Origin of the sequence: Nocardia kruczakiae NBRC 101016, assembly GCF_001612965.1 — a bacterium.
GTDB lineage: Bacteria > Actinomycetota > Actinomycetes > Mycobacteriales > Mycobacteriaceae > Nocardia > Nocardia kruczakiae.
In genome coordinates, this window is sequence record NZ_BDBL01000020.1 from 45996 (window position 1) to 65839 (window position 19844).

Annotated in this window: 18 protein-coding genes and 1 pseudogene; 9 read left to right on the forward strand and 10 right to left on the reverse strand. The window is 68.7% G+C overall.

The features are described from left to right. Positions 1–10: 10 nt before the first annotated feature. Positions 11–748, reverse strand: a complete 738-nt coding sequence (locus tag NK1_RS15695; protein WP_036499940.1) for a zinc ribbon domain-containing protein — start codon at positions 746–748, stop codon at positions 11–13. Positions 749–974: 226 nt separating this feature from the next. On the opposite strand from NK1_RS15695, the gene NK1_RS15700 reads away from it, so the two are divergent. Next, a complete protein-coding gene (locus tag NK1_RS15700; protein WP_063009344.1) occupies positions 975–1418 on the forward strand; it encodes an OsmC family protein in 444 nt (147 codons plus the stop codon). Positions 1419–1528: 110 nt separating this feature from the next. On the opposite strand, the gene NK1_RS15705 is transcribed toward NK1_RS15700, so the two are convergent. Then, positions 1529–2671, reverse strand: a complete 1143-nt coding sequence (locus NK1_RS15705; RefSeq protein ID WP_063009438.1) for a Nif3-like dinuclear metal center hexameric protein — start codon at positions 2669–2671, stop codon at positions 1529–1531. Positions 2672–2774: 103 nt separating this feature from the next. Continuing rightward, on the reverse strand, positions 2775–3803 hold the full coding sequence (gene cobC / locus NK1_RS15710; protein ID WP_063009440.1) for an Rv2231c family histidinol phosphate aminotransferase CobC: 1029 nt from the start codon (positions 3801–3803) through the stop codon (positions 2775–2777). A gap of 250 nt (positions 3804–4053) precedes the next feature. Here cobC and NK1_RS15715 point away from each other — a divergent pair, with 250 nt between their 5' ends. After that, entirely contained in the window at positions 4054–4548 is a 495-nt protein-coding gene (locus NK1_RS15715) for a low molecular weight protein-tyrosine-phosphatase (protein ID WP_063009346.1), read from the forward strand. A 5-nt stretch (positions 4549–4553) separates the two neighbouring features. Then, positions 4554–5570: an SURF1 family cytochrome oxidase biogenesis protein gene (locus tag NK1_RS15720; RefSeq protein ID WP_063906016.1), complete on the forward strand. Its 1017-nt coding sequence runs from the start codon at positions 4554–4556 to the stop codon at positions 5568–5570. Positions 5571–5614: 44 nt separating this feature from the next. Here the strand turns inward: NK1_RS15720 and NK1_RS15725 are convergent, their stop codons facing one another. After that, entirely contained in the window at positions 5615–6706 is a 1092-nt protein-coding gene (locus tag NK1_RS15725; protein ID WP_063009350.1) for a cobalamin biosynthesis protein, read from the reverse strand. Positions 6707–6822: 116 nt separating this feature from the next. On the opposite strand from NK1_RS15725, the gene sigJ reads away from it, so the two are divergent. Next, positions 6823–7743 (forward strand): RNA polymerase sigma factor SigJ, encoded by a 921-nt coding sequence (gene sigJ, locus NK1_RS15730; RefSeq protein WP_245660548.1) that lies wholly within the window; start codon positions 6823–6825, stop codon positions 7741–7743. Positions 7744–7770: 27 nt separating this feature from the next. Here sigJ and ald read toward each other — a convergent pair whose 3' ends face one another. Together ald and NK1_RS15740 are read right to left on the reverse strand one after the other, a co-directional pair. Continuing rightward, entirely contained in the window at positions 7771–8889 is a 1119-nt protein-coding gene (gene ald / locus NK1_RS15735) for an alanine dehydrogenase (RefSeq protein ID WP_063009444.1), read from the reverse strand. Between the two features lie 109 nt (positions 8890–8998). Then, on the reverse strand, positions 8999–9766 hold the full coding sequence (locus NK1_RS15740) for an MBL fold metallo-hydrolase (protein WP_063009446.1): 768 nt from the start codon (positions 9764–9766) through the stop codon (positions 8999–9001). A gap of 71 nt (positions 9767–9837) precedes the next feature. On the opposite strand from NK1_RS15740, the gene NK1_RS15745 reads away from it, so the two are divergent. The 4 genes from NK1_RS15745 (at position 9838) to NK1_RS15760 (ending at position 12350) form a co-directional block, all read left to right on the forward strand. Beyond that, positions 9838–10818 (forward strand): GlxA family transcriptional regulator, encoded by a 981-nt coding sequence (locus NK1_RS15745; RefSeq protein WP_063009352.1) that lies wholly within the window; start codon positions 9838–9840, stop codon positions 10816–10818. Beyond that, positions 10799–11317, forward strand: coding sequence for a gamma carbonic anhydrase family protein (locus tag NK1_RS15750; RefSeq protein WP_174552725.1), 519 nt, complete (start codon positions 10799–10801; stop codon positions 11315–11317). Before NK1_RS15745 ends, NK1_RS15750 begins: the two co-directional genes overlap by 20 nt. A 129-nt stretch (positions 11318–11446) precedes the next feature. Then, positions 11447–11626 carry a hypothetical protein gene (locus NK1_RS15755; protein WP_062999387.1) on the forward strand — a complete coding sequence of 60 codons (180 nt, stop codon included), beginning with the start codon at positions 11447–11449 and terminating at the stop codon, positions 11624–11626. A 103-nt stretch (positions 11627–11729) separates the two neighbouring features. Beyond that, complete coding sequence (locus NK1_RS15760) at positions 11730–12350, forward strand: TetR/AcrR family transcriptional regulator (RefSeq protein ID WP_063009354.1); 621 nt, start codon at positions 11730–11732, stop codon at positions 12348–12350. Between the two features lie 16 nt (positions 12351–12366). On the opposite strand, the gene NK1_RS15765 is transcribed toward NK1_RS15760, so the two are convergent. From NK1_RS15765 to NK1_RS15775, 4 genes and pseudogenes are all read right to left on the reverse strand, one after another. Then, complete coding sequence (locus NK1_RS15765; RefSeq protein WP_245660561.1) at positions 12367–13875, reverse strand: Eco57I restriction-modification methylase domain-containing protein; 1509 nt, start codon at positions 13873–13875, stop codon at positions 12367–12369. 168 nt (positions 13876–14043) lie between these two features. Next, positions 14044–14313, reverse strand: a pseudogene (locus NK1_RS36055) (N-6 DNA methylase); the annotation flags it as partial. A gap of 212 nt (positions 14314–14525) precedes the next feature. Continuing rightward, complete coding sequence (locus NK1_RS15770; RefSeq protein WP_245660550.1) at positions 14526–16202, reverse strand: bifunctional metallophosphatase/5'-nucleotidase; 1677 nt, start codon at positions 16200–16202, stop codon at positions 14526–14528. A 103-nt stretch (positions 16203–16305) separates the two neighbouring features. Continuing rightward, on the reverse strand, positions 16306–17547 hold the full coding sequence (locus tag NK1_RS15775; RefSeq protein ID WP_063009358.1) for a cytochrome P450: 1242 nt from the start codon (positions 17545–17547) through the stop codon (positions 16306–16308). A 536-nt stretch (positions 17548–18083) separates the two neighbouring features. Between NK1_RS15775 and NK1_RS34550 the strand changes: the two genes are divergently transcribed. Continuing rightward, complete coding sequence (locus tag NK1_RS34550) at positions 18084–19604, forward strand: nuclease-related domain-containing protein (protein WP_157104291.1); 1521 nt, start codon at positions 18084–18086, stop codon at positions 19602–19604. Positions 19605–19844: the final 240 nt, after the last annotated feature.

Here is a 19844-nt window from a genome sequence, read left to right on the forward strand (position 1 = left end):
CGCCGGCCCGTCACAATCCGGACTGCTTGGTGCGCACCATGATCGCACCGCATTCGGGACAGCGGACCACGACCTGCGGATCGGTCTTGGCGATCCGGGCGATCTCGCCGCGGTCGAGTTCGATCCGGCAGGCGCCGCACCGGCGGGCCTGCAACAGCGCCGCGCCGACGCCGTGCTGGGCGCGCTGCTTGTCGTAGATCGCGAGCAGTTCGTCCGGGAATCCGGCGACGAGCTGTGCGCGGTCGGCGTCGCAGCGCTGCGCGGCCACATCCAGGTCGGCGACCGCGTCGTCGCGACGGCTCTGCGCGAGGGTCAGATCCTCCTCGGCGCGCGAGAGGTTGGCGCCGGCGTGCTGGTGATCGGCCTCGGCGGCCTCGCGCCGCTCCATCACCTCGAGCAGTTCGTCCTCGAGGACCCCGCGCCGGCGTTCCAGGCTGCCGAGTTCGTGCTGCAATTCCGAGAGCTGCTTCGCGCCCACGTTGCCGCCCTCGAGCATGCCGCGGTCGCGCGCCTCGCGTTTGCGCACGGCGTCGATCTCGCCCTCGAGTTTGCGAATGTCGCGGTCGAGATCGTCGAGCTGGATCTCGACCTTGACCGCCGCATCCTTGCGGTCGGTGCGTTCGGCTTCCAGCCGCTGCACTTCCTGCTGTTCGGGCAGCACCTTGCGGCGATGCGCGATCCGCGTCAGCTCGGCGTCGACGGCCGCGAGGTCGAGCAGTTTGGCCTGGATCGGTGGTTCGACATTCAACGCGGGACGTACTCCTCGACACTATGGACGGTTGCGGAGCGACGGGCAGCGGGTGCGCGACGCCGGTGCTCAACCGTACTCTGCCTGCGGCCGGTTTCGCCCCAACCCCGCATCGCCCGCCCGCGACCACCGGATACGCGGTCGAACGCGGTGCGCCGGGGTGCCGGTTCGCGGGTCCACCGACAACTCGAGTGCGGTGCCGCCGCCACTGTGACACCCTGACCGGATGGCCGAACATCGCTATCGCGTGGACGTGGTGTGGACCGGTGCCACCACCGATTACCGCTCGTATTCGCGCAATCACGAGGTGCTCGCCGAGGGGCGGCCGCCGCTGCAGGGGTCGGCGGACCCGGTCGTCGGCCGGGGCGACGCGACCCGCTGGAATCCCGAGCAACTCCTGGTCGCCTCGCTCTCGGAGTGCCACATGCTGTGGTACCTGCATCTGTGCGTCGAGGCCGGAATCGTGGTGATCGACTATCTCGACGAGGCCGAAGGCGTGATGAACGATCAGCGCTTCGAACACGTCACCTTGCGCCCGCGCGTCACCATCACCGACGCCGCCCTGGCCGGGCAGGCTCGCGCACTGCACGCGGAGGCCAACAAGCGCTGCTTCATCGCCAACTCGGTCAATTTCCCGGTCGACCACGAGCCCGCCATCCGGACCGAGTGAATCCGCGCCGGTCAGGGCCCGTCGCGTGGTGGTTCAGGAGCGGGCTCGCCACCGAACGCGACTGACTGAGTGCCCCGCGGTGATCAGCGTGCGTATCGCAGCTGTCCGCGTCAGTCGTCGGCGGCGCCGAGGGTCCACGGATCGGTACGGAGAGTGCTGACCCGGGTCTCCACTCCCGGAAGAGCTTCCCGCACAATGCCTTCCGCTTGGCCGCACCAGGGGAATTCGCTGGCCCAATGGGCGACGTCGACGAGTGCGGGACCGCCCGCGCGCAGGTGTTCGTCGGCGGGATGGTGGCGCAGGTCGGCGGTGACGTAGGCGTCGACGCCGAGCTTCGCGACCGTGCCCAGGAAGGAATCGCCGGCTCCGCCGCATACCGCGACCGTGCGGATCTCACGGTCGGGATCGCCGGCCGCCCGCACACCCCACGCGGTGCCGGGCAGGGCGGCGCGCACGCGAGCGGTGAAGGCGCGCAACGTTTCCGGTTCCGGCAGGGTGCCGATGCGCCCGAGGCCCTGCGCCGAAGGCAGCGCCGCGCGTTCGGTGACGTCGAAGGCCGGTTCCTCGTAGGGGTGGGCGGCACGCAGCGCGGCCAGCACCGCGGCGCGGGCCGACGGCGGTGCCACCACCTCGACACGGTCCTCCTCGACGAATTCCAGGTCGCCGACCTGCCCGATCGCCGGATTCGCCCCCGCCATCGGCCGGAACTGCCCCGTTCCCGGCACCCGCCAGCCGCATTCGCGATAGAACCCGGCGCCGCCCGCGCCCGCCTCGAACATCGCCGCCAGCACCGCGTCGGTGTGCGCGCGCGGAATGAACACCACCCAGGTGTCCACCGGCGCCACCGATTTCTGTTCCAGCGGCCCGGTCACCGTCAGCCCGAGCGTGTGGGCGAGGGCATCCGACACTCCGGGATCGGCCGAATCGGCGTTGGTGTGCGCGGTGAACAACGCACAGTCGTTGCGGATCAGCCGATGCAGCAACGCACCCTTCGGGGTACTCGCGGCCACGGTGTCGACACCGCGCAACAGCAACGGGTGGTGCACGACCAAAGCCTGTGCGCCCCAATCGATCGCCTGGTCGACGACGGCGGCGGTGGCGTCGACCGCGAACAGCACCCGCGAGACGGAGGCCGCGGGATCACCACAGACCAGCCCCACCGAATCCCAGGACTCCGCCAGCCGAGGCGGATACGCGCCGTCGAGGACATCGATCAAGTCCTTCAGCGTCACAACAGAATTCGTCGCTGTCACCACCGCACCTCCACCGTTTCGCCGTTCCGGTCATTATCCACGCCGATGCCGCCTGCCGGGCCGGACCGCGCCGCGAGCCACCTGGTCGCCTGGGCGCCGATCCTCACAGCCCGACGGCCTCGATCGCGGCGATCAGACGTTCCACGGCGGCGTGGTCGCGGACCGCCAGGCGCAGAAATTCGGTGCCGAGCCCCGGGAAGGTGTCACCCCGGCGGACACCGATGTTCTTGTCCGCCAGGTGTTTCCGCAGCAACTCGCCGTCGGGCACGCGGATCAGCAGGAAGGGGCCGGCGGCCGGTTCGTGCACGTCGATACCGAGGGCGCGCAGGCGGGGAATCATCGCCTCCCGCTCGGCCACGATCCGGGCCGCACTCGCCTCGGCCTGCGCGATCGCATGCGCTTCGCAGGTCGCCGCGATCGCCTCGAGCTGCAACGTACCGAGGGGCCAATGCGCGCGACCGTGGTTCAACCGGGCCAGCAGCGCGGACGGGCCCAGCAGATATCCGCACCGCAACCCGGCCAGCGCCCAGGTCTTGGTCAGGCTGCGCAAGACCAGGACATCCGGATAGGACCGTTCCGCAAGCGATTCCGGTTCGCCCGGTACCGCATCGGCGAACGCCTCGTCGACCACCACGATGCGACCGGGCCGCCGCAGCGATTCGATCGCGGCGCGAGGATGCAGCACCGAGGTCGGATTGGTGGGATTACCGAGCACCACCAGATCGGCGTCCTCGGGGACCAGCGCCCCGGCCAGCTCGTAGGGCGGCGCCAGCACCACCCGCACCACCGGAACATCCGCCTCGCGCAGCGCGAGTTCCGGTTCGGTGAAGGACGGATGGATGACGGCCGCCAGCCGAGACCCCAGCCGCGGCAACAGCGCGAACCCCTCCGCGGCCCCGGCCAGCAGCAACACCTCTTCCGCCGCGCGCCCGTGCCGTGCCGCGACGATCGCGCGCACCGCCTCGGCCTCCGCCTCGGACGGATACCGCCCCAGTTCCGGCAATCGCGCCGCCAGCCGCCGCAACAACCACTCCGGGGGCGCGTCGCCGCGCACATTCACCGCGAAGTCGAGCATCCCCACCCGCACATCGCGGTCCCCGTGGTGGCGCAGCGCCGAACGATCGACCTGCAAACCACCGAATTCAGCACCGCCGGACACCGCACCGTCGTGCAACGCACCCCCGGGCTCCCGCACGCGGTCGTCGCGCACGGCAGAACCCGCACGCGTCGCATCTGCCTCGGCTGCGCGTCCGTCCCGACGGGTATCGCTCGGGCGGTCCGGGCCTCGGTGCGACCGCGTGCCGGCGGTCGTGGGGGTGTCCTCGGGCACAGCCACCTACCCTACGTGGCCGCCGCCCGCACCGACCGGCCACAATGGGTGCGTGGGCGAGCTGCATGTGACCTTCATCTGCACCGGCAATATCTGCCGGTCGCCGATGGCCGAAAAGATCTTCGCCGCGCATCTGGAACGAGCCGGACTGGCCGATCGGGTGCGCGTGAGCAGCGCCGGCACCACCGCCTGGCATGTCGGCTCGGACGCCGACCCGCGCACGACCGCCCTGCTCACCCGGCACGGATATCCGATCGGGCACGTCTCGGCCATGATCGGGCCCGATCATCTCGACGCCGATCTGCTGATCGCCCTGGATTCCGACCACGACCGGGAACTGACCCGGCTGCGGATTCCGGAAGCGCGGCGGCGACTGCTGCGCAGCTTCGACCCCGGCGCCGACGATCACGACGTGCCCGATCCCTACTACGGCGACGACACCGATTTCGAGCTCGTGCGCGAACAGATCGAGGCGGCCGTCCCGGCGCTGCTGGCCTGGGTGCGCGAACAACTCGGCGAACCCGCGACGACCGGACCGCGACAATGAGCATCCTGCGCCGGCTCACGTTCCTCCTGCGGCCCAGCTGGGCGATTCTGGCGGTCGTCGTGGTCGCGTTCGCCTATCTGTGTTTCACCGTGCTCGCGCCCTGGCAGCTGGGCAAGAACACCTCGACGTCGCATCGCAACAACCTGATCGCGGCCTCGGTGAACGCCGACCCGGTTCCGGCGAAGAATCTGCTGAACACCGGCGAGGGCACACCACCGGCCGGGACGAATCCGGCCGACACCGAATGGCGGCGGGTCATCGCCACCGGTAGCTATGTGCCGAATTCGATGGTGGTCGAGCGTTTGCAGCGGCTCAACGATCAGCCCGCCTACGGGGTGCTGGCCGCGTTCCGGCTCGACGACGGCCGGGTCGTGCTGGTCGATCGCGGCCTGATCGCGGCGGTGAACGGCTCGGATCTGCCGATGATCGCGGAACCGCCGTCGGGTCCGCAGCACATCGAGGGACGGGTGCGCAGATCCGAGGGCGTCGTCCCCGGCAAGGATCCGATGGTCCGCGACGGCCTGCGTCAGGTGTACTCGGTCGACACCGCTGCGCTCTCCACCGTCCTCGGCACGCCGCTGACCGGCTTCGCCACCGGTGAGCACGGCGGCTATCTGCAGTTGGACGCGGGCCAGCCCGGCGCCTTCACCCCGGAAGCGCTCCCCCAGCTCGACGCGGGCCCGTATCTGTCCTACGGCCTGCAGTGGATCGCGTTCGGTGTCATGGCCCCGCTCGGCCTCGGCTACTTCGTCTACGCCGAACTCCGTGAACGCCGCCGCGACCGTGCCGCTGCCGCGGCGGCCACGGCCACTCCGAGTGACCAGGTTCCGGCGATGAGCACCGCCGGATCGCACGCCGAATCGGCAAGCACCGCAACCGAAGACACGAGCACCGGTCCGGCCGTCCCTTCGGACCCGGCTCCGACGCAAGCCGAGACGACGCCCGCATCCGACGAATCACCGGCGAAACCACGTACCACCGCGGACCGCCTCGCCGACCGCTACGGCAACGGCCGCCGCTGACCGCGAAGGTGGTCCGGGACCGGCAACACCTGGACACCGCGGCCCTACTCCGGCAATTCGGCCCGAACCGACCGGCGGCGGCAGAACGCATACGCAGCCGCTGCCACCGCGGCCGCCAGCTGCACTCCGTTCGACAATCGCACCGCTCGCCGCAGATCGGGTACCTGCGGAGTCCGCCCGCTGCCCAGCACCGGCCGCATCTCGATCCCGTGCCGGTACTCGGTCCGCCCGCCCAGCGCGACGCCCAGCGCACCGGCCATCGTGGCTTCGGCGACGCCCGCATTGGGGCTCGGATGTGATCCGGCGTCGCGGCGCCACGCCCGCCACGCATCGCCGGGCCGGCCGCCTGCCAGCGGTGCGAGCGCGACGGTCAGCGCACCGCTCACCCGCGCGGGCAGCAGATTCGCGAGATCGTCGACCCGCGCGGCGGCCCAGCCGAAGTTGCGGTACCGCTCGTTGCGATAGCCGACCATCGCGTCGAGGGTGTTGATCGCGCGGTAGCCCAAGATGCCGGGCACACCCGCGATCGCACCCCACACCAGCGGCGCGACGGTGGCGTCGGAGGTGTTCTCGGCGATGGATTCGACTGCGGCACGGGCCAATCCGTCGGCATCGAGCACCTCGGGATCGCGTCCGCACAGCGAGGGCAGCACCTCCCGCGCACCGCTCAACTCGCCCGCCTCCAGCCGATCCGCCATATCGCGTCCGGTCCGGGCGAGCGTGGTGCCGCCGAGCGCGATCCATGTGCCGACCGCGGTGATCACGACGGTGCCGAGTCCCGCGCGCAGACCGGAGCGCCCCTGCGCTGCCCGAGGGGCGCTGCACCCGCCCCGCTTGCGCCCGGCCGCGACGCCTCTCCTCCGCCGATCCGACCCCGCCACCGCGCCGCGCCCACGGCTGCTTCCCGATTGCCGGCCGGCGATTTCCGCACCGGCACTCAGCGCGACGACCCCGCCCACCAAGACGATCTCGTGCACGATCCCGGCGGCACGCGTATCGCGGTACCAGGGCGATTCCAGCGCGGCCGCCGCCGACCCGAACAGCGCCACCGGATGCCCGCGCCGCGGATCTCCGAATATCCGATCCGCCGCGAATCCGATCAGCAGTCCCGCGGCCCGCGCCGTTCCATATCGCACCGGGCGAGACTATCGGCCGCCTCCGGCACCCCGATGTCACACTCGGCACGGCGGCATCGTCACCATAGGGAAGCATCCGGGCGGTGGGCCCGCACGGCGAGACGAGGATGGCACCTGTGACGACCGGACACGACGATATCGACCAGACCGAACTGGCACGCCGGTTCGAGGAGCACCGCCAGTATCTGCGCCGGGTGGCCTACAGCACGCTGGGCAGCCTCAGCGATGCCGACGACGTCGTGCAGGAGGCGTGGCTGCGGCTGCAACGCTGGTACGAAACCCGTTCTCCCGGTGATCGAATCGACAATCTGCGGGCCTGGCTGACCACCGTCACCGGCCGCCTCGCCCTGGACCAGCTGGGTTCGGCCCGGGCGCGCCGCGAACAGTACGTCGGCGAATGGCTGCCCGAACCGGAGGTCACCAGCTGGGACGATCCGGCCGACCGCGTCTCGCAGGACGAGCGCGTCACCACCGCCCTGCTGGTGGTCCTCGAATCGCTCTCGCCCGCCGAACGCACCGCGTTCGTACTGCAGGACATCTTCGGCATGACCGGTCCCGAGGTCGCCGACGTGGTCGGCCGTACTCCGGCCGCGGTCCGCCAACTCGCCTCCCGCGCCCGCAAGCACGTCGAGGACGGCACCCCGCGCTTCCCGGCGTCTCGCGACGAACACGAGCGGGTGGTCTCGGCCTTCTCGACGGCGTGGCGGTCCGGCGATCTGAGCGGCCTGCTCGGTGTGCTCGACGAGAACGTCACCCTGACCGCCGACGGTGGCGGCCGCGTGCCGGCGATCCGGCAGCCGGTGCAGGGCGCCGAGCTGGTGGCCAAGCTGTACTTCGGCTGGTACCGCGCCGGAACCGGTGCGTGGGCGCGCAAGGTCGCGGTCAACGGCCTGCCCGGCCTCATGGTGTTCGACGGCAACCACCTGGGAATCATGGCCTTCACCGTCGAAGAGGACCGCATCACCTCGATCGCGATCGTCCGCAACCCGGAGAAGCTGCACGATCTGCCCGAGGGCGAACCGGATTGGACGATGTGAGGCCGTACTCGATCATGCGCGGCTCGATCAGGGCCGCCACCTCGCGCCGTGACCGGCCCCGGCCAGGCCGTGTGCTCGCGCCACCGCGGCGGAATAGAGCTGTCCCGCATCGGCATTGAGCCCCGCCTCGAGCCCCGGGTCGGCCCGGCAGGCCTCCCGCCAGCCGAGATCGGCGATGGTCCGCACATACGGCAGGGTGGCGTTGGTCAACGCGACGGTGGCGGTGTGCGGGACCGCGCCGGGCATGTTCGCGACGCAGTAGAACAGCGAATTGCCCACGGCGAAGGTCGGTTCGGCATGGGTGGTGGGATGCGAGCTCTGGAAACAACCACCCTGGTCGATGGCGATATCGACCAGCACGGTTCCCGGCCGCATCCGCTGCACCAGGGTGTCCGGAACCAGTTGCGGCGCACGGGCTCCCGGTACCAGCACCGAACCGATCACCAGATCCGCGGCGACGACGGCCCGCTCGATATCGGCGGCATTCGAGGCGAGAGGGGTGACGCGACCGGCGAACCGGACATCGAGTTCCCGCAATCGCACCGGATTGTTGTCGAGCACGATCACGCGCGCGCCCATTCCGACCGCGACCGTCGCCGCACTCGTTCCGGCCACCCCGCCGCCGATCACCACCACTTCCGCCGGCCGCACCCCCGGCACACCGCCCAGCAACACACCGGCGCCACCCTCGGGCGCCATCAAGTGGTAGGCGCCGACCTGCGGTGCGAGCTTGCCCGCGATCTCGCTCATCGGTGTCAGCAGCGGCAGCGATCCGTCGGGCCCGCGCACGGTTTCGTAGGCGATGGCGGTGATCCCGGAGGCCAGCACGGCGTCGGTGCATTTGCGGGAGGCCGCCAGGTGCAGGAAGGTGAACAGCACCTGCCCGGCGCGCATGTGTGAGTATTCGGGGCCGACCGGCTCTTTCACCTTCAACACCAGTTCCGCCTGGTCCCAGACCGCGTCGGCGGTGGCGGTGATGGTCGCCCCGGCGGCCACGTAATCGGCGTCGGTGAATCCGGACTCGAGTCCGGCGCCGGATTCGATCAGCACCCGATGACCGCGCCGGGTGAGTTCGACGGCGCCGGCCGGGGCGAGCGCGACCCGGCTCTCCTGCGGTTTGATCTCGCGCGGAACACCGATTCTCATACCGCCATCGTGGCCCCGATCCGGGCGCGGCGCCATGATCATGTCGCGGTGATTCGCCGAACCGCAACCAATCGGCAATCGATCCGCGTCCGGCCGCCCGCCGTCCTCGTCACAGCGTGATCGACTCGCCGAGCGGCGGGATCCGAAGCTGCTTCTCCCGCCCGCCGTAGCCGAAGGTGCGTCGCAGATGATCGAGGGTCTCGGTGAAGTGCGCCCAGCCCTCGGCGTGTACCGGCACCACGACGGCGTCGCCGAGCGCCGCCGCCGCTGCCAGCGCGGTGCGCGCGTTGAGCGTGACGTCGCGATCCTCGAACCGGCCCACGTTCGCGGCGCCGACATTGAGCAGGGCGATGTCGATCCGGCCGAATCGCGCCACGATGCGCTCGACGTAGTCGACGGAGGCGTTGTCGCCGGAGATGTACACCGTCGGCAGATCCTCGGCCTGCAATACGAACCCGGTGACCGTGCCGCTCAGCGCCTCGGCACCCTCCGGCCCGTGCAGTGCGGGTACCGCGGTGACGGTGACGGCGCCGATGCTCACCGACTCCCACACCGTCAGTCCCCGAACACCTTCCAGCCGTCCGGCCGCTTCCGGCGTGGACAGCACGGTCTCCACGCCGGCCATGACGTCGCGCCCGGCCGGATCGAGGTTGTCGGGATGCTGATCATGCGAGAGCAGCACCACGTCCACCGGACCCACCCGATCCGCGGCGATTGCCGGTCCGGTCAGTTTGTGCAGGGTGAGCGCGCCGGCGGAGTAGTCGCCGGGTTCGTCGAAGGTCGGATCGGTCAGCCAGACCAGCCCGCCGTAGTTCAGCCGGACGGTGGGGCCGCCGATGTGCAGGAGTTCGACCGTGGTGGAGAGCGTGTTCGTCATGAGCACCAGCCTGTACCGCTCCGGCACGTTCGAACAGTGGCCCGCAGGCCATGCTTCGATAAGATCGGGCCATGCATGTGGTCGCGGTGATCGCCTTCGACGGGATCAGCCCGTTTCATCTGTCCGTTCCCGGAATGGTGTTCGGGCGCATCGGCACCAGCGTGCAGCACAGCGCGCCCTACCAGGTGCTCACCTGCGCGGAAGTTCCCGGAATACTGAGCACCCCCGGCGATTTCGACCTCGTCGTGCGCCACGGCCCCGAGGCGATCGACCGGGCGGAGACCGTGGTGATTCCCAGCTGGAATCCGGAACTTCCCGTGCCCGAGGTCATTTCGTCGGCCCTGTGGCGCGCGCACGACCGCGGTGCCCGCATCGTCGGATTGTGCCGCGGTTCCTGGGTCGTCGCCGCGACCGGTCTGGCCGACGGTCGCGAAGTCACCACCCACTGGGGTCTGGCCGCGGCCCTGGCTCGCGCGTTTCCCGCGGTGACCGTACGCGCGGATCGGCTGTGGACCGACCTCGGCGATGTGGTCACGTCCGCGGGAGTCGCCGCGGCACTGGACTGTTGCCTGCACCTGGTGCGCGCCGACCACGGCGCCCGCGCCGCGACCGAACTCGCGCGCACGCTGGTCCTGGCGCCGTATCGCGCCGGGTCGCAGGCACAGTACATACCGCTCGCGGTGCCCGATGCCGACGACGACGATCCGATCGAACACGCGATGGTCTGGGCGCGAACACATTTGGATCACCCGATCGATCTGGACGGCTGGGCCCGCACCGCCCTGATGTCGCGGCGCACCTTCACCCGCCGCTTCCGCGAACGCACCGGCTCCAGCCCGCAGCGCTGGCTGCTCGATCAGCGCATCGACCGCGCCCGGCTGCTGCTGGAATCCACCGACGACACGATGGACCGCATCGCCGCCGAGACCGGCCTGGGAACGGCGATGAATCTGCGCCACCATTTCCACCGCACCCTCGGGCTGCCACCGGCCGCACATCGCGCCCAGTTCCGGGCCAGCTATGTTGACCTGCATGAGGATCAAGCTGGGTGAGCACGAGCCGCAGATCGACGACACCGCGTGGGTGGCGCCGACGGCCACGGTGATCGGCCGGGTGCGGCTGGGTGAACAGGTCAGCGTCTGGTACGGCGCGGTGATCCGCGGCGATCTGGAGGACATCGAGATCGGCGCCGGCACCAACATCCAGGACGGGTGCGTCCTGCACGCCGATCCCGGTTTCACATTGCGGGTCGGCAGCGGAGTGTCGGTGGGCCACAACGCGATCCTGCACGGTTGCACGATCGGCGACGACGTTCTCGTCGGCATGGGCGCGACGGTCCTCAACGGCGCGGTGATCGGCGAGGGCAGCCTGATCGCCGCCAATGCCTTGATTCCCGAGGGGGCGACGATCCCGCCCGGCTCTCTGGTCGCGGGCGTACCGGGCAAGGTGCGGCGCGAACTCGGCGATGCCGAACGCGATCGCATCAAGCTCAACGCGGCGGTCTATCTGCACAATATGAGCACTCACCGCGAGACCGGCACCCAGCTGTGAGACGAGCCACACTGGTCAAGCGTCCAGGTTGATCTCTTGGTAGCATCGTCGCAGCATGTTCGCGGTCCGCGGCAGTGAATCATCGCCTCGGGCGGCGTACTGCGACGTGGGTATGCAGGAGGTTAGACGGTGTCGTACGAGCAGTCCGGTATGCACCGACCCAAGGGGCGGATCAGTGTGGCCGATATCGCGGCCCAACCCGGTGGCATCGAGGCGCTACAGCGCCGGGTCCACGAATTACGTTCCAGCGGAAGCGATTTCGCCGCGAACGCGATAGAGCAGGAAATGGCCGCGTTCAATCTGCGGTGAGCGCGGGCGGTCGGGGACGTCGGTGGCGGTCCGGCGCGATGAGATAATGATCGTCAGCCTTCCGCATCGACGCGGTCCTTTCGCCGACTCGACTGGAGACCCCATGCCCCCTGTTCCGTCCATCCTGGCCCGCATCCTCGAGAAGCCCCGCTCCGACGGTGAGCAGCTGCTCGAGAGCGCCCTGTCGGCCTTCCTGGACTTCGGGATCAAGCGCACCAGCATGGGTGAGATCGCGCGCCGCGCCGGCATCAGTCCCGCGACGCTGTATCGCCGCTTCGAATCGAAGAACGATCTGGTCGAGGCGGTGAGCGTGCGCGAGGCGCAGCGCTTCGTCGCCGATATCGAACAGCGGGTCGGCAGTATCACCGACAACGAGGATCAGCTGGTGGAGATCTTCGTCGTCTTCATCACCGCGCTCGCGCACAACGAGCTGCTGCAACGTCTGCTGCGCACCGAACCCGAGCTGATCCTGCCCCGACTGACCACCGACGCCGGCCCGATCCTCGCGGTGGGCCGCGCCTATCTGGGCGACAAGCTGCGCGGATTGCAGAAGACCAACGCCGAGTTGGATTTCGACGCCGACCTCGTCGCCGAAATCATGGCCCGGCTGGCGCAATCGCTGGCGTTGACGCCCGACGGGCTGATCCCGCTCTCGGACGCGGAGGCCGCCCGCGTCTTCGCCCGGCGGACCTTGCTGCCGATGGTCGGCGGCCACACCGCCTGACCGCCTCCGGGCGGGCCTACCCGGTCTCGCCGAGCCCGAACGCCGCTCCCACTCGCCTATCGAGCAGCGCGGCATCGGGTTCGGCACCGCCGTTCGCCAGTTCGCGAGCCAGATCGGTGAGCTGCTGTCCCGCATCGGTATTCGGGTCGGGCAACGGAAGCCGGGTGACATACTGCGTGATCCACCGTCGCCGCCCGGCATAGAGCCGATTTCCGCACACGGCATCGTAGAACCGCAGCCCGAGCGTCGAATTGGCCACTCCCATCAGCAAATAGGCGATCCGCTCGTCGCCGATATCGGCCAGCGACATCCAGTAGCAGTCCCCGTTCACCACCGCACCGCTGCGATCGAGCGCGAACCGCGGCGCCACACTGATATCCGGAAACACCACCTTCGGCCGGCACCACAGATGCGGCCGCTGCGGCACCCAGATCTCGAACCACTCCCGCCCGGTGCCGGTGAGGTACTCCCGAGCGGCCAGAGCGTCTTTGTGCTGAGCGAAATACGCTGCGGCACGCGGATATTCGTTCAAATCGATCGGTGTGCGGCACGAACAGGAAGCATCGTAGGGATACAGCACGCGGGTATCGTGGGCGCGGTCGATGCGCCACGGAACGAGATCGTGGTGAGTCAACAACCCCTGGAGCAGTTCGGGCTCCGGACAGCAGGGCCGATCCTCCCATTGATCCGAGATGAAGACTCGATCCGCATTCGTCTTGATTCCCACCCTGATGCGCGCGACCTCACCGAACGTGCGCCACGTGCCGGCGGCGATTCGCGCCAACCATTCATCCGTATCCGGTCGCGACATGCGCCACGGAGTAGCGGGATCGAAAGTGCGCCGCGGGTCGATCGGCGCCGCCTGCCCAGTCATCCCGGATTCATCCTCATGCTCGCGGCCGATCACGATGCTGCGATGCACCGGAACACCACCGGCATGTCGACTCGCGCCCGGATTCCCGCTTCGGCCTGTGTTGTCGTGTGCACCGGTCCACAGTGTTCCGGTCTCCACCGCAATGCGGCGCCCGGCGTGTTCGACCACGGAATCGGCCGGGCCGACCAAGGCATCGAACAGGTTGGCATCGCGTGCCGGTGCGCGCTCGGACTCGTAGGCAGTGACAAACCGGCAGGTCCGCTGCTCGTGCCCGCGCACAGCGATCGTCACCGCGGGTAGCACCGCCGCCTCGAACAGCCGAGTATCGCCGAGGTCGTAGAGCTCCACCGGCGTCAGCTCCGCATACAGCAGCGCCCGCAGATTCGCCCCCGCCTTCGTACTGAGAAACCGGTTGGCGCACAGCAGACCCAGCACTCCGCCGGGCCGCAACAACCGCGGAATCGTCGCGACGAACGGATGGGTCAAATCGATACGTCCCGACAGCCCGAACTGCTTGCTCAGCAGCTGCGCCGTCGCGCCGCCCAGCTGCTGAGTCCGCACATACGGCGGGTTCGTGATCACGGCGTCGAAGTGCGCGTCGGCCAACTCGGTTGCGGCACAGAGGAAATCACCCACCCGCCAATCGATCACGATACGATTCGACGTCGGCGTGGTATCCGCAGCATCGAAACATGCATCGACCGCGTCCGGCACCCGCGATTCGGCGGCGCCCTCCTCCGGCCAGACCTGCGGCGGGCTCCTGAATCGGCTGTTCCATGACACTCCCCTGGCCCGAGCTTCGTGAACCGCCGCGGCATTCAGGTCGTACCCCACCAGATGCAAAGAGGTACCCGGAAAGCGTTGCGCCGCAATGTATGCCACCGCCGACAACAACTCACCGTCCCCACAGGCGGGGTCGAGCACCGACAATTCACGTCCCGGCCGCACATGCGCGAGCATCCGCTCCGCGAGAAACTCCGCCAACCGCGGCGGCGTGTAATGCCGCCCGTGCCGTTTCCGCGCCCCACCCCCGCCCGGCTCCCGTCCCGCCCGGCGGTCTGCTGCTGGCCGCTCCCGCCCGCCGCGCATGTCCGCATTGTGCCTGCTGCGAGCACAAATGTGGGCGAACTCGACGTATCGCGCCCCGAAGGTCAGCCTCTACCGGCGCGATCAAGACGACCTGCGGCGTTGCCGTAGCGGTACGAGTCGTCCGTGGTCGCGCTGCGCGATCTCGGATTGGAAGCTCATGAAAACAAGATACGGCTGGACAGCACGCGGTGCTACGGCGTGCTACCCCGCACTCACCGGCGTTGGACGCGCTCCTCCGGCGGGCCGACCGCTCCCCGCTGACGCAGGTAGGTCTCCAAGGCGTCCAGGTCGGTCGGGCCGACGGTCGTGTCCGTTCCCCGCGTGAACACCGCGAATCCGTCGCCGCCGGAGGCGAGGAAGTTGTTGGTGGTCACCCGGTAGGTCGCGACCGGATTCACGGGCCGGTCGCCGATGCGGACGGAGTCGGCGATCACCTTGTGCCCAGGCGCGGCCTTGTCGTCGTAGGCGTAGGAGATGCCCGCGACCGAGAGCACGGCCGGTTTGCTCTTGTTGTCCCACTGCTGTTCCAGCAGATCCATGATCTGGCGGCCGGTCAGGGTGACGGTGACGACCTGATTGCCGAACGGTTGCGTCTCGTAGATGCTGCCGTAGGTGATCGGCCCGGGACCGATATCGGCGCGCACCCCGCCCGGATTCATGAACGCCGCCACGGCTTGCGCCGACTCGTGGGTGACGTCGAGCATCGCATCGGCGATCACCGCACCGAGGGGGGATTCACCGCCACCGCGATCGCTGCGCGTCAGTGGCGCCGTGGCGGTGCCCACGACCCGTTGCGCACGCGGCGCCGCCTGAGCGGAGAAGAACCCGATCAGCTGGTCGACCGCCGGATCGGGAGCGACATCGCGCGTGACCACCCGGTTCACCGCGTGCGCGGACACCTTCCCCTGGTCGAACCGCAGTGTGACGTCGGTGATCAGGCGGCCGTAGGACGCGGCCTGGGTCACGAGCTTGCCGTCGAATTCGCAGTTGTAGGCCTGATGGCTGTGCCCGGTGAGCAGCACCTGAACGGCAGGATCCGTATGCGCCGCCAATGCCGGCACATCGGGACTGATGTCGGCACAACCGTTGTAGTCGGTGGTCTTCGCCGGTGTTCCCTGGGCGCCGCCATCGTGCACCAGGGCGACAACGGTTTCCGCACCGGCCTGTTTCATGGCAGGCACGTACTTGTTGATCGCCTCGGCCTCCTCGCCGAAGGTGTAGCCGCGAATGCCTTCGGGGAAAACGAGATTCACCGTATCCGGCGTCACCACACCGACCACGCCGATCTTGTGCCCGCCGACCGTCAGCATCGTCCACGGCCGCACCCCCGCCGGCGGCTCACCGCGGGAGTCGGTGAGATTGGCGGCGAGGAAATCGAACCGCGCACCCGTGAACGGCTCCCCCGGGGAGCATCCGTCGAGCGCACAACCGCCCGCCCGCAACCGCCTCAGCTCGGCGACCCCGTGGTCGAGCTCATGATTACCCACCGCCGACGCCGCGACCCCCACCTGATTCAGGAAGTCGATCGTCGGCTCGTCGTGGAACAGCGACGACACCAGCGGACTCGCCCCGATATTGTCCCCCGCCGACACCACCGCACTGTCCGGATACGCCGCACGCAACCGCTGCAGATGGGTGGCCAGATACGCCGCCCCACCCGCGGTGTACTCCCCCGCCCGTCCGTTGCTCGCCTCCGGCGGTTCCAGATTGCCGTGCAGATCGTTGAACCCGAACAGATGCACCTCACCGGGCTGCGCCGACGGGAGGTCACCGGTGGACACCAGAGGTATCGCGCCCTGATGCGCGGTGTCGCTGCTCCCGCATCCGGACAGTGCGACCAGACTCATCGCGACGACGCCACCGGCCGCCATGCGCCGCAGAACACCCATACCGTCAGACTCTGACATACCGGAACGTCCCGGAAACGACGGTTCGGTGAACTCTGCTGTCGCCCTGCACTTCGCGGTCCCGGAACGGCCGATCGTACGCCCCTCAACTCACGGTGATCGGCAACGTCTCCCAGCCCCGCACCGTCGAGGTCGACGACAAGGTGATGTTGTCCCAGTCGACGTCCCAGGTCGGGAAGCGGCGCAACAGTTCCTCCAGCGCCACGCGGCCCTCGAGCCGGGCCAGCGCCGCGCCCAGGCAGAAGTGGGTGCCGAGGCCGAAGGTGCGCAGGTTGCTGATCTTGCGGTGGATGTCGAACCGCTCGGGGCTGTCCCAGCGTTCCTCGTCACGGTTCGCCGAAGCGACCAGCAGCATCATCGCGCTACCGGCGGGCACGGTGGTCCCGTAGAGCTCCACATCTTTCCTGACGTAGCGGCCGATGGCGTGCCCGGTGGGCTCGAATCGCAGCGTCTCCTCGATCGCGTTCGGGATCAGGCTCGGATCGGCGACGAGCTCGGCGCGCTGTTCGGGATGACGAGCGAGCAGTGCCCCCAGCCAGCCGATCAGCCTGGCGGTGGTCTCGTTGCCGGCTCCCGCGACGACCGAGACGTAGGTCAGGATCTCGTCGCGCGTCAGCGTCCGCGTCACGCCCTCGGTGTCGACGAATTCCGCGCGCATCAACTCGGTCATCAGATCGTCGGACGGATTGTCGGCGCGCCAGTCGATGTATTGCGCGAACTGCTCCGCATCCGGAATCGCCTTGTCGGAGATCTGCATCCCCTGTCCGGGTTCGGTGCGCAGCGCGCTGTCGGCCTTGTCGCGCACGGTCTGCTGATCGGCCTCCGGGATGCCGAGCAGCATGCCGATCACGCGCATCGGCACCTCGTTCGCGAACGCGGTCATCAGATCGAACTGATCTTTCCCGGCGAGCCGGTCCAGCGACCGGCGGCACAGGTCGCGGATCTGCGGCTCCAGCGACATCACCCGCCGCGGCGTGAACACCCGCTTGAGCAGCGCGCGATGGATGTCGTGCGCGGGCGGATCCTCCATCAGCAACGTGCCCGGCGGAATCTCGATCCCCGCCTGGATGATCTCCAGGATCGGCCCCCGCGACGACGAGTATGTCTCCCAGTCGAGCAGCGCCGGATCGATATCCGACGCGCGGCTGAGGGCATAGAAGTCATGCTTCTCGTTGTAGTAGAGCGGCGCTTCCGCCCGCATCCGCCGATAGATCGGGTAGGGATCCTTGGCGATCTCGCGGTCGAACGGGTCCCAGTAGACCGCGTCGGCGCTATCGGGCGCGGGGGCGTCGTCGAGTGCTGTGGCAGGGCTAGGCGTGTCAGGCATGCAAGCATTCTCTCTCAATGAGAATAAGAATTCCATAGCAGAGAATATCGATACCTCCCGTGAGGCGATTGCCGATGGCAAGGACTCCGGCTCTGTCGGCCGGTGGGCGGCCGTTCCGAGGCAATGCGATGCTCCGAGCAGCCGGCGACGAAGGTTCCTCGGTGTCGGCTTCGACTGCAAGCATCGGGCTCACACCCGCGCGGGACACCGATCAGCTGTATCGACCGGGCGCTGCCGACTGGTCGCCTGGCACGCAGGGCATCGCCCGGCGGTGACGCCGTGCCGTCCACCGACCAGCTGGAACGCCGAGCCGGACCAGGACCGCACGCATCCATCGAGCGATCAACTCGAGCCCACATTCCGTCCGGTCGGAATCTGTTGTCTCATCTCACTTTTCGATCGAAAATCCCCGCCGTAGCAGCCCACCAGCGACGACGCCGCGAAAGCCTTTGCAGCGCAGTGTTATCACGCGACTTTTCGTGGAAGCACTCGGTTAACGTTGATGTGTTCCAACGCTTCTGGAGGTCGAACCGGCCATGCTGATAATCAACGGCGACATCACCAAACCGAAGACCGAACAGCAGGTCGTCGAATGGCTCGCGAACTACGTCACCCATCCAGGAATCGCTGTCTCCGGCGTCTACGTCCCGAGGCTGGACGGCGGGAGCACCGAAGCCGGTCTTCTGGTTTTCACTCCGCACGCGGTGGCTGTCATCGAGGTCGACATGCTCCGCAAGAAGGCCCGCGGACCGCTGTCCTGTTCGATGAACGAGCGGTGGTCGGCCCCCGGCATCCACGGCGACCCGGTCCGACTCCGCGGCGACGACCTCAACCCGCTGCACCAAGTGCGCAGACCCGTCTCCGCGCTGAGAACCTTCGTCGCCGAACTGACACGCGGCCCGGAACCGTTCGTCGACGGCCTGATCCTGCTCGTACCCAAGTCCGGCAACACGCTCACCCTCGACAAGGGCCCGATGCCCGGCGGTTTCACCATCCTGCTCGGCGACAGCGCCTCCCAGCTGTACTCGTGGTTCGGCCGAACCGCCCAGCACCGCGATCGAACCCCGTGGACCGCCGAATTGGTCGTCACCGTGCTGACGGCCCTGCGAGTCGACCGCACCCGCGACGCCGAAAGCCGTCGACGGCTCTATGCGGACCTGGTGGCGGAGGGATTCCCGACCGAGGTGCCGAAGGTACGCAGGGAGGGAGACACGGAACCAGCTGCTTCGAACCGAGCACCCGCAGACGCATCGGCCGACCAGCCGAAACTGCCGGACATGGTCGGACCGAATTCGCAAGTGGCCCCATCCAGCTCGTACATCCCGCCTTCCCGGCCCGAGTCAAAGCCTGCGGCCCCGCCGACCTCGGTCCCCACCGTCACCTCGTCGGAGACCCCGGCCGCCCAGCCGGAGATGACGGAGCGGGTCGAATCGAATGCACAACTCGCCCCGGCGAATTCGCACATCTCGCCTGCGCGACCCGAGTCGAACCCGTCAGCCCCACCGGCCCCAGCATCCGCCTTCACGCCCTCGGACTCACCGGCCCCTCCGACATCGGCTGAACCAGTTTCGTCGACCTCGGCGGATGCCCCGACGCCGCAGCCCACAAAGTCCGCCCCGATCCCCCCGTCAGACCCTCCCCGGAGAACGGAAGAGCCCACCCGCACCGCTTCCCCGTCCGACACCGTCGCCCCCGCCACGCCGATCACGTCCCCCCAGGCTGACGCACCGGGGCCCAACCGGCACGAGCCAGGCCCAGCCTTCGCGAACTTCGACCCCCGAACCCAATCCCCAGCAAACCACCGCCTCCGCACCGCACTCCTGGGCACCGCCGCCGCCCTGATCCTCGTCTGCGGCATCGGCTACATGGCCGGAAAAGACCACCCCCGCGCCCAATCCGGCTCCCAACCGGCACCATCCCAGGTCCGCCCACCCGAGAGGACGACAACGCCGATCCCGACGTCGTCCGCAGCGGCCACTGACCGGCGGGGCACTTCACAGCGTTCGGCAACGCCTACGGAAGGGACAACCTGCTATCCGTTCCAAGCAGGCTGCTGAGCCCCTTCATTTTGTGTGGCCACCAGGTCGCTGAGATCCGAAAGTCGATCGGCTCACGCAGACGGAAGTCGCTGAAGCTTCGGGGATTGCAGGATAGAGTCTCGCAGATCGAGCGAGGCGAGGTGTCCGGCATCGACACGATCCGAGGTATGTCTCAGCTCTGGGTGGATCGGTCGACCTTGTCGTCACACTTGGCGACCGTACCTGGAAGGTCATCCGAGACGAGACCTCTCGCCTCCC

Coding starts and splice junctions, on each gene's coding strand:
- NK1_RS15775 (WP_063009358.1), bottom strand. CDS start 17,547: ATGCCTGACACGCCTAGCCCTGCCACAGCACTCGACGACGCCCCCGCG.
- NK1_RS15745 (WP_063009352.1), top strand. CDS start 9,838: ATGCATGTGGTCGCGGTGATCGCCTTCGACGGGATCAGCCCGTTTCAT.
- NK1_RS15770 (WP_245660550.1), bottom strand. CDS start 16,202: ATGGGTGTTCTGCGGCGCATGGCGGCCGGTGGCGTCGTCGCGATGAGT.
- NK1_RS15740 (WP_063009446.1), bottom strand. CDS start 9,766: ATGACGAACACGCTCTCCACCACGGTCGAACTCCTGCACATCGGCGGC.
- ald (WP_063009444.1), bottom strand. CDS start 8,889: ATGAGAATCGGTGTTCCGCGCGAGATCAAACCGCAGGAGAGCCGGGTC.
- NK1_RS15700 (WP_063009344.1), top strand. CDS start 975: ATGGCCGAACATCGCTATCGCGTGGACGTGGTGTGGACCGGTGCCACC.
- NK1_RS15750 (WP_174552725.1), top strand. CDS start 10,799: ATGAGGATCAAGCTGGGTGAGCACGAGCCGCAGATCGACGACACCGCG.
- NK1_RS15760 (WP_063009354.1), top strand. CDS start 11,730: ATGCCCCCTGTTCCGTCCATCCTGGCCCGCATCCTCGAGAAGCCCCGC.
- NK1_RS34550 (WP_157104291.1), top strand. CDS start 18,084: ATGCTGATAATCAACGGCGACATCACCAAACCGAAGACCGAACAGCAG.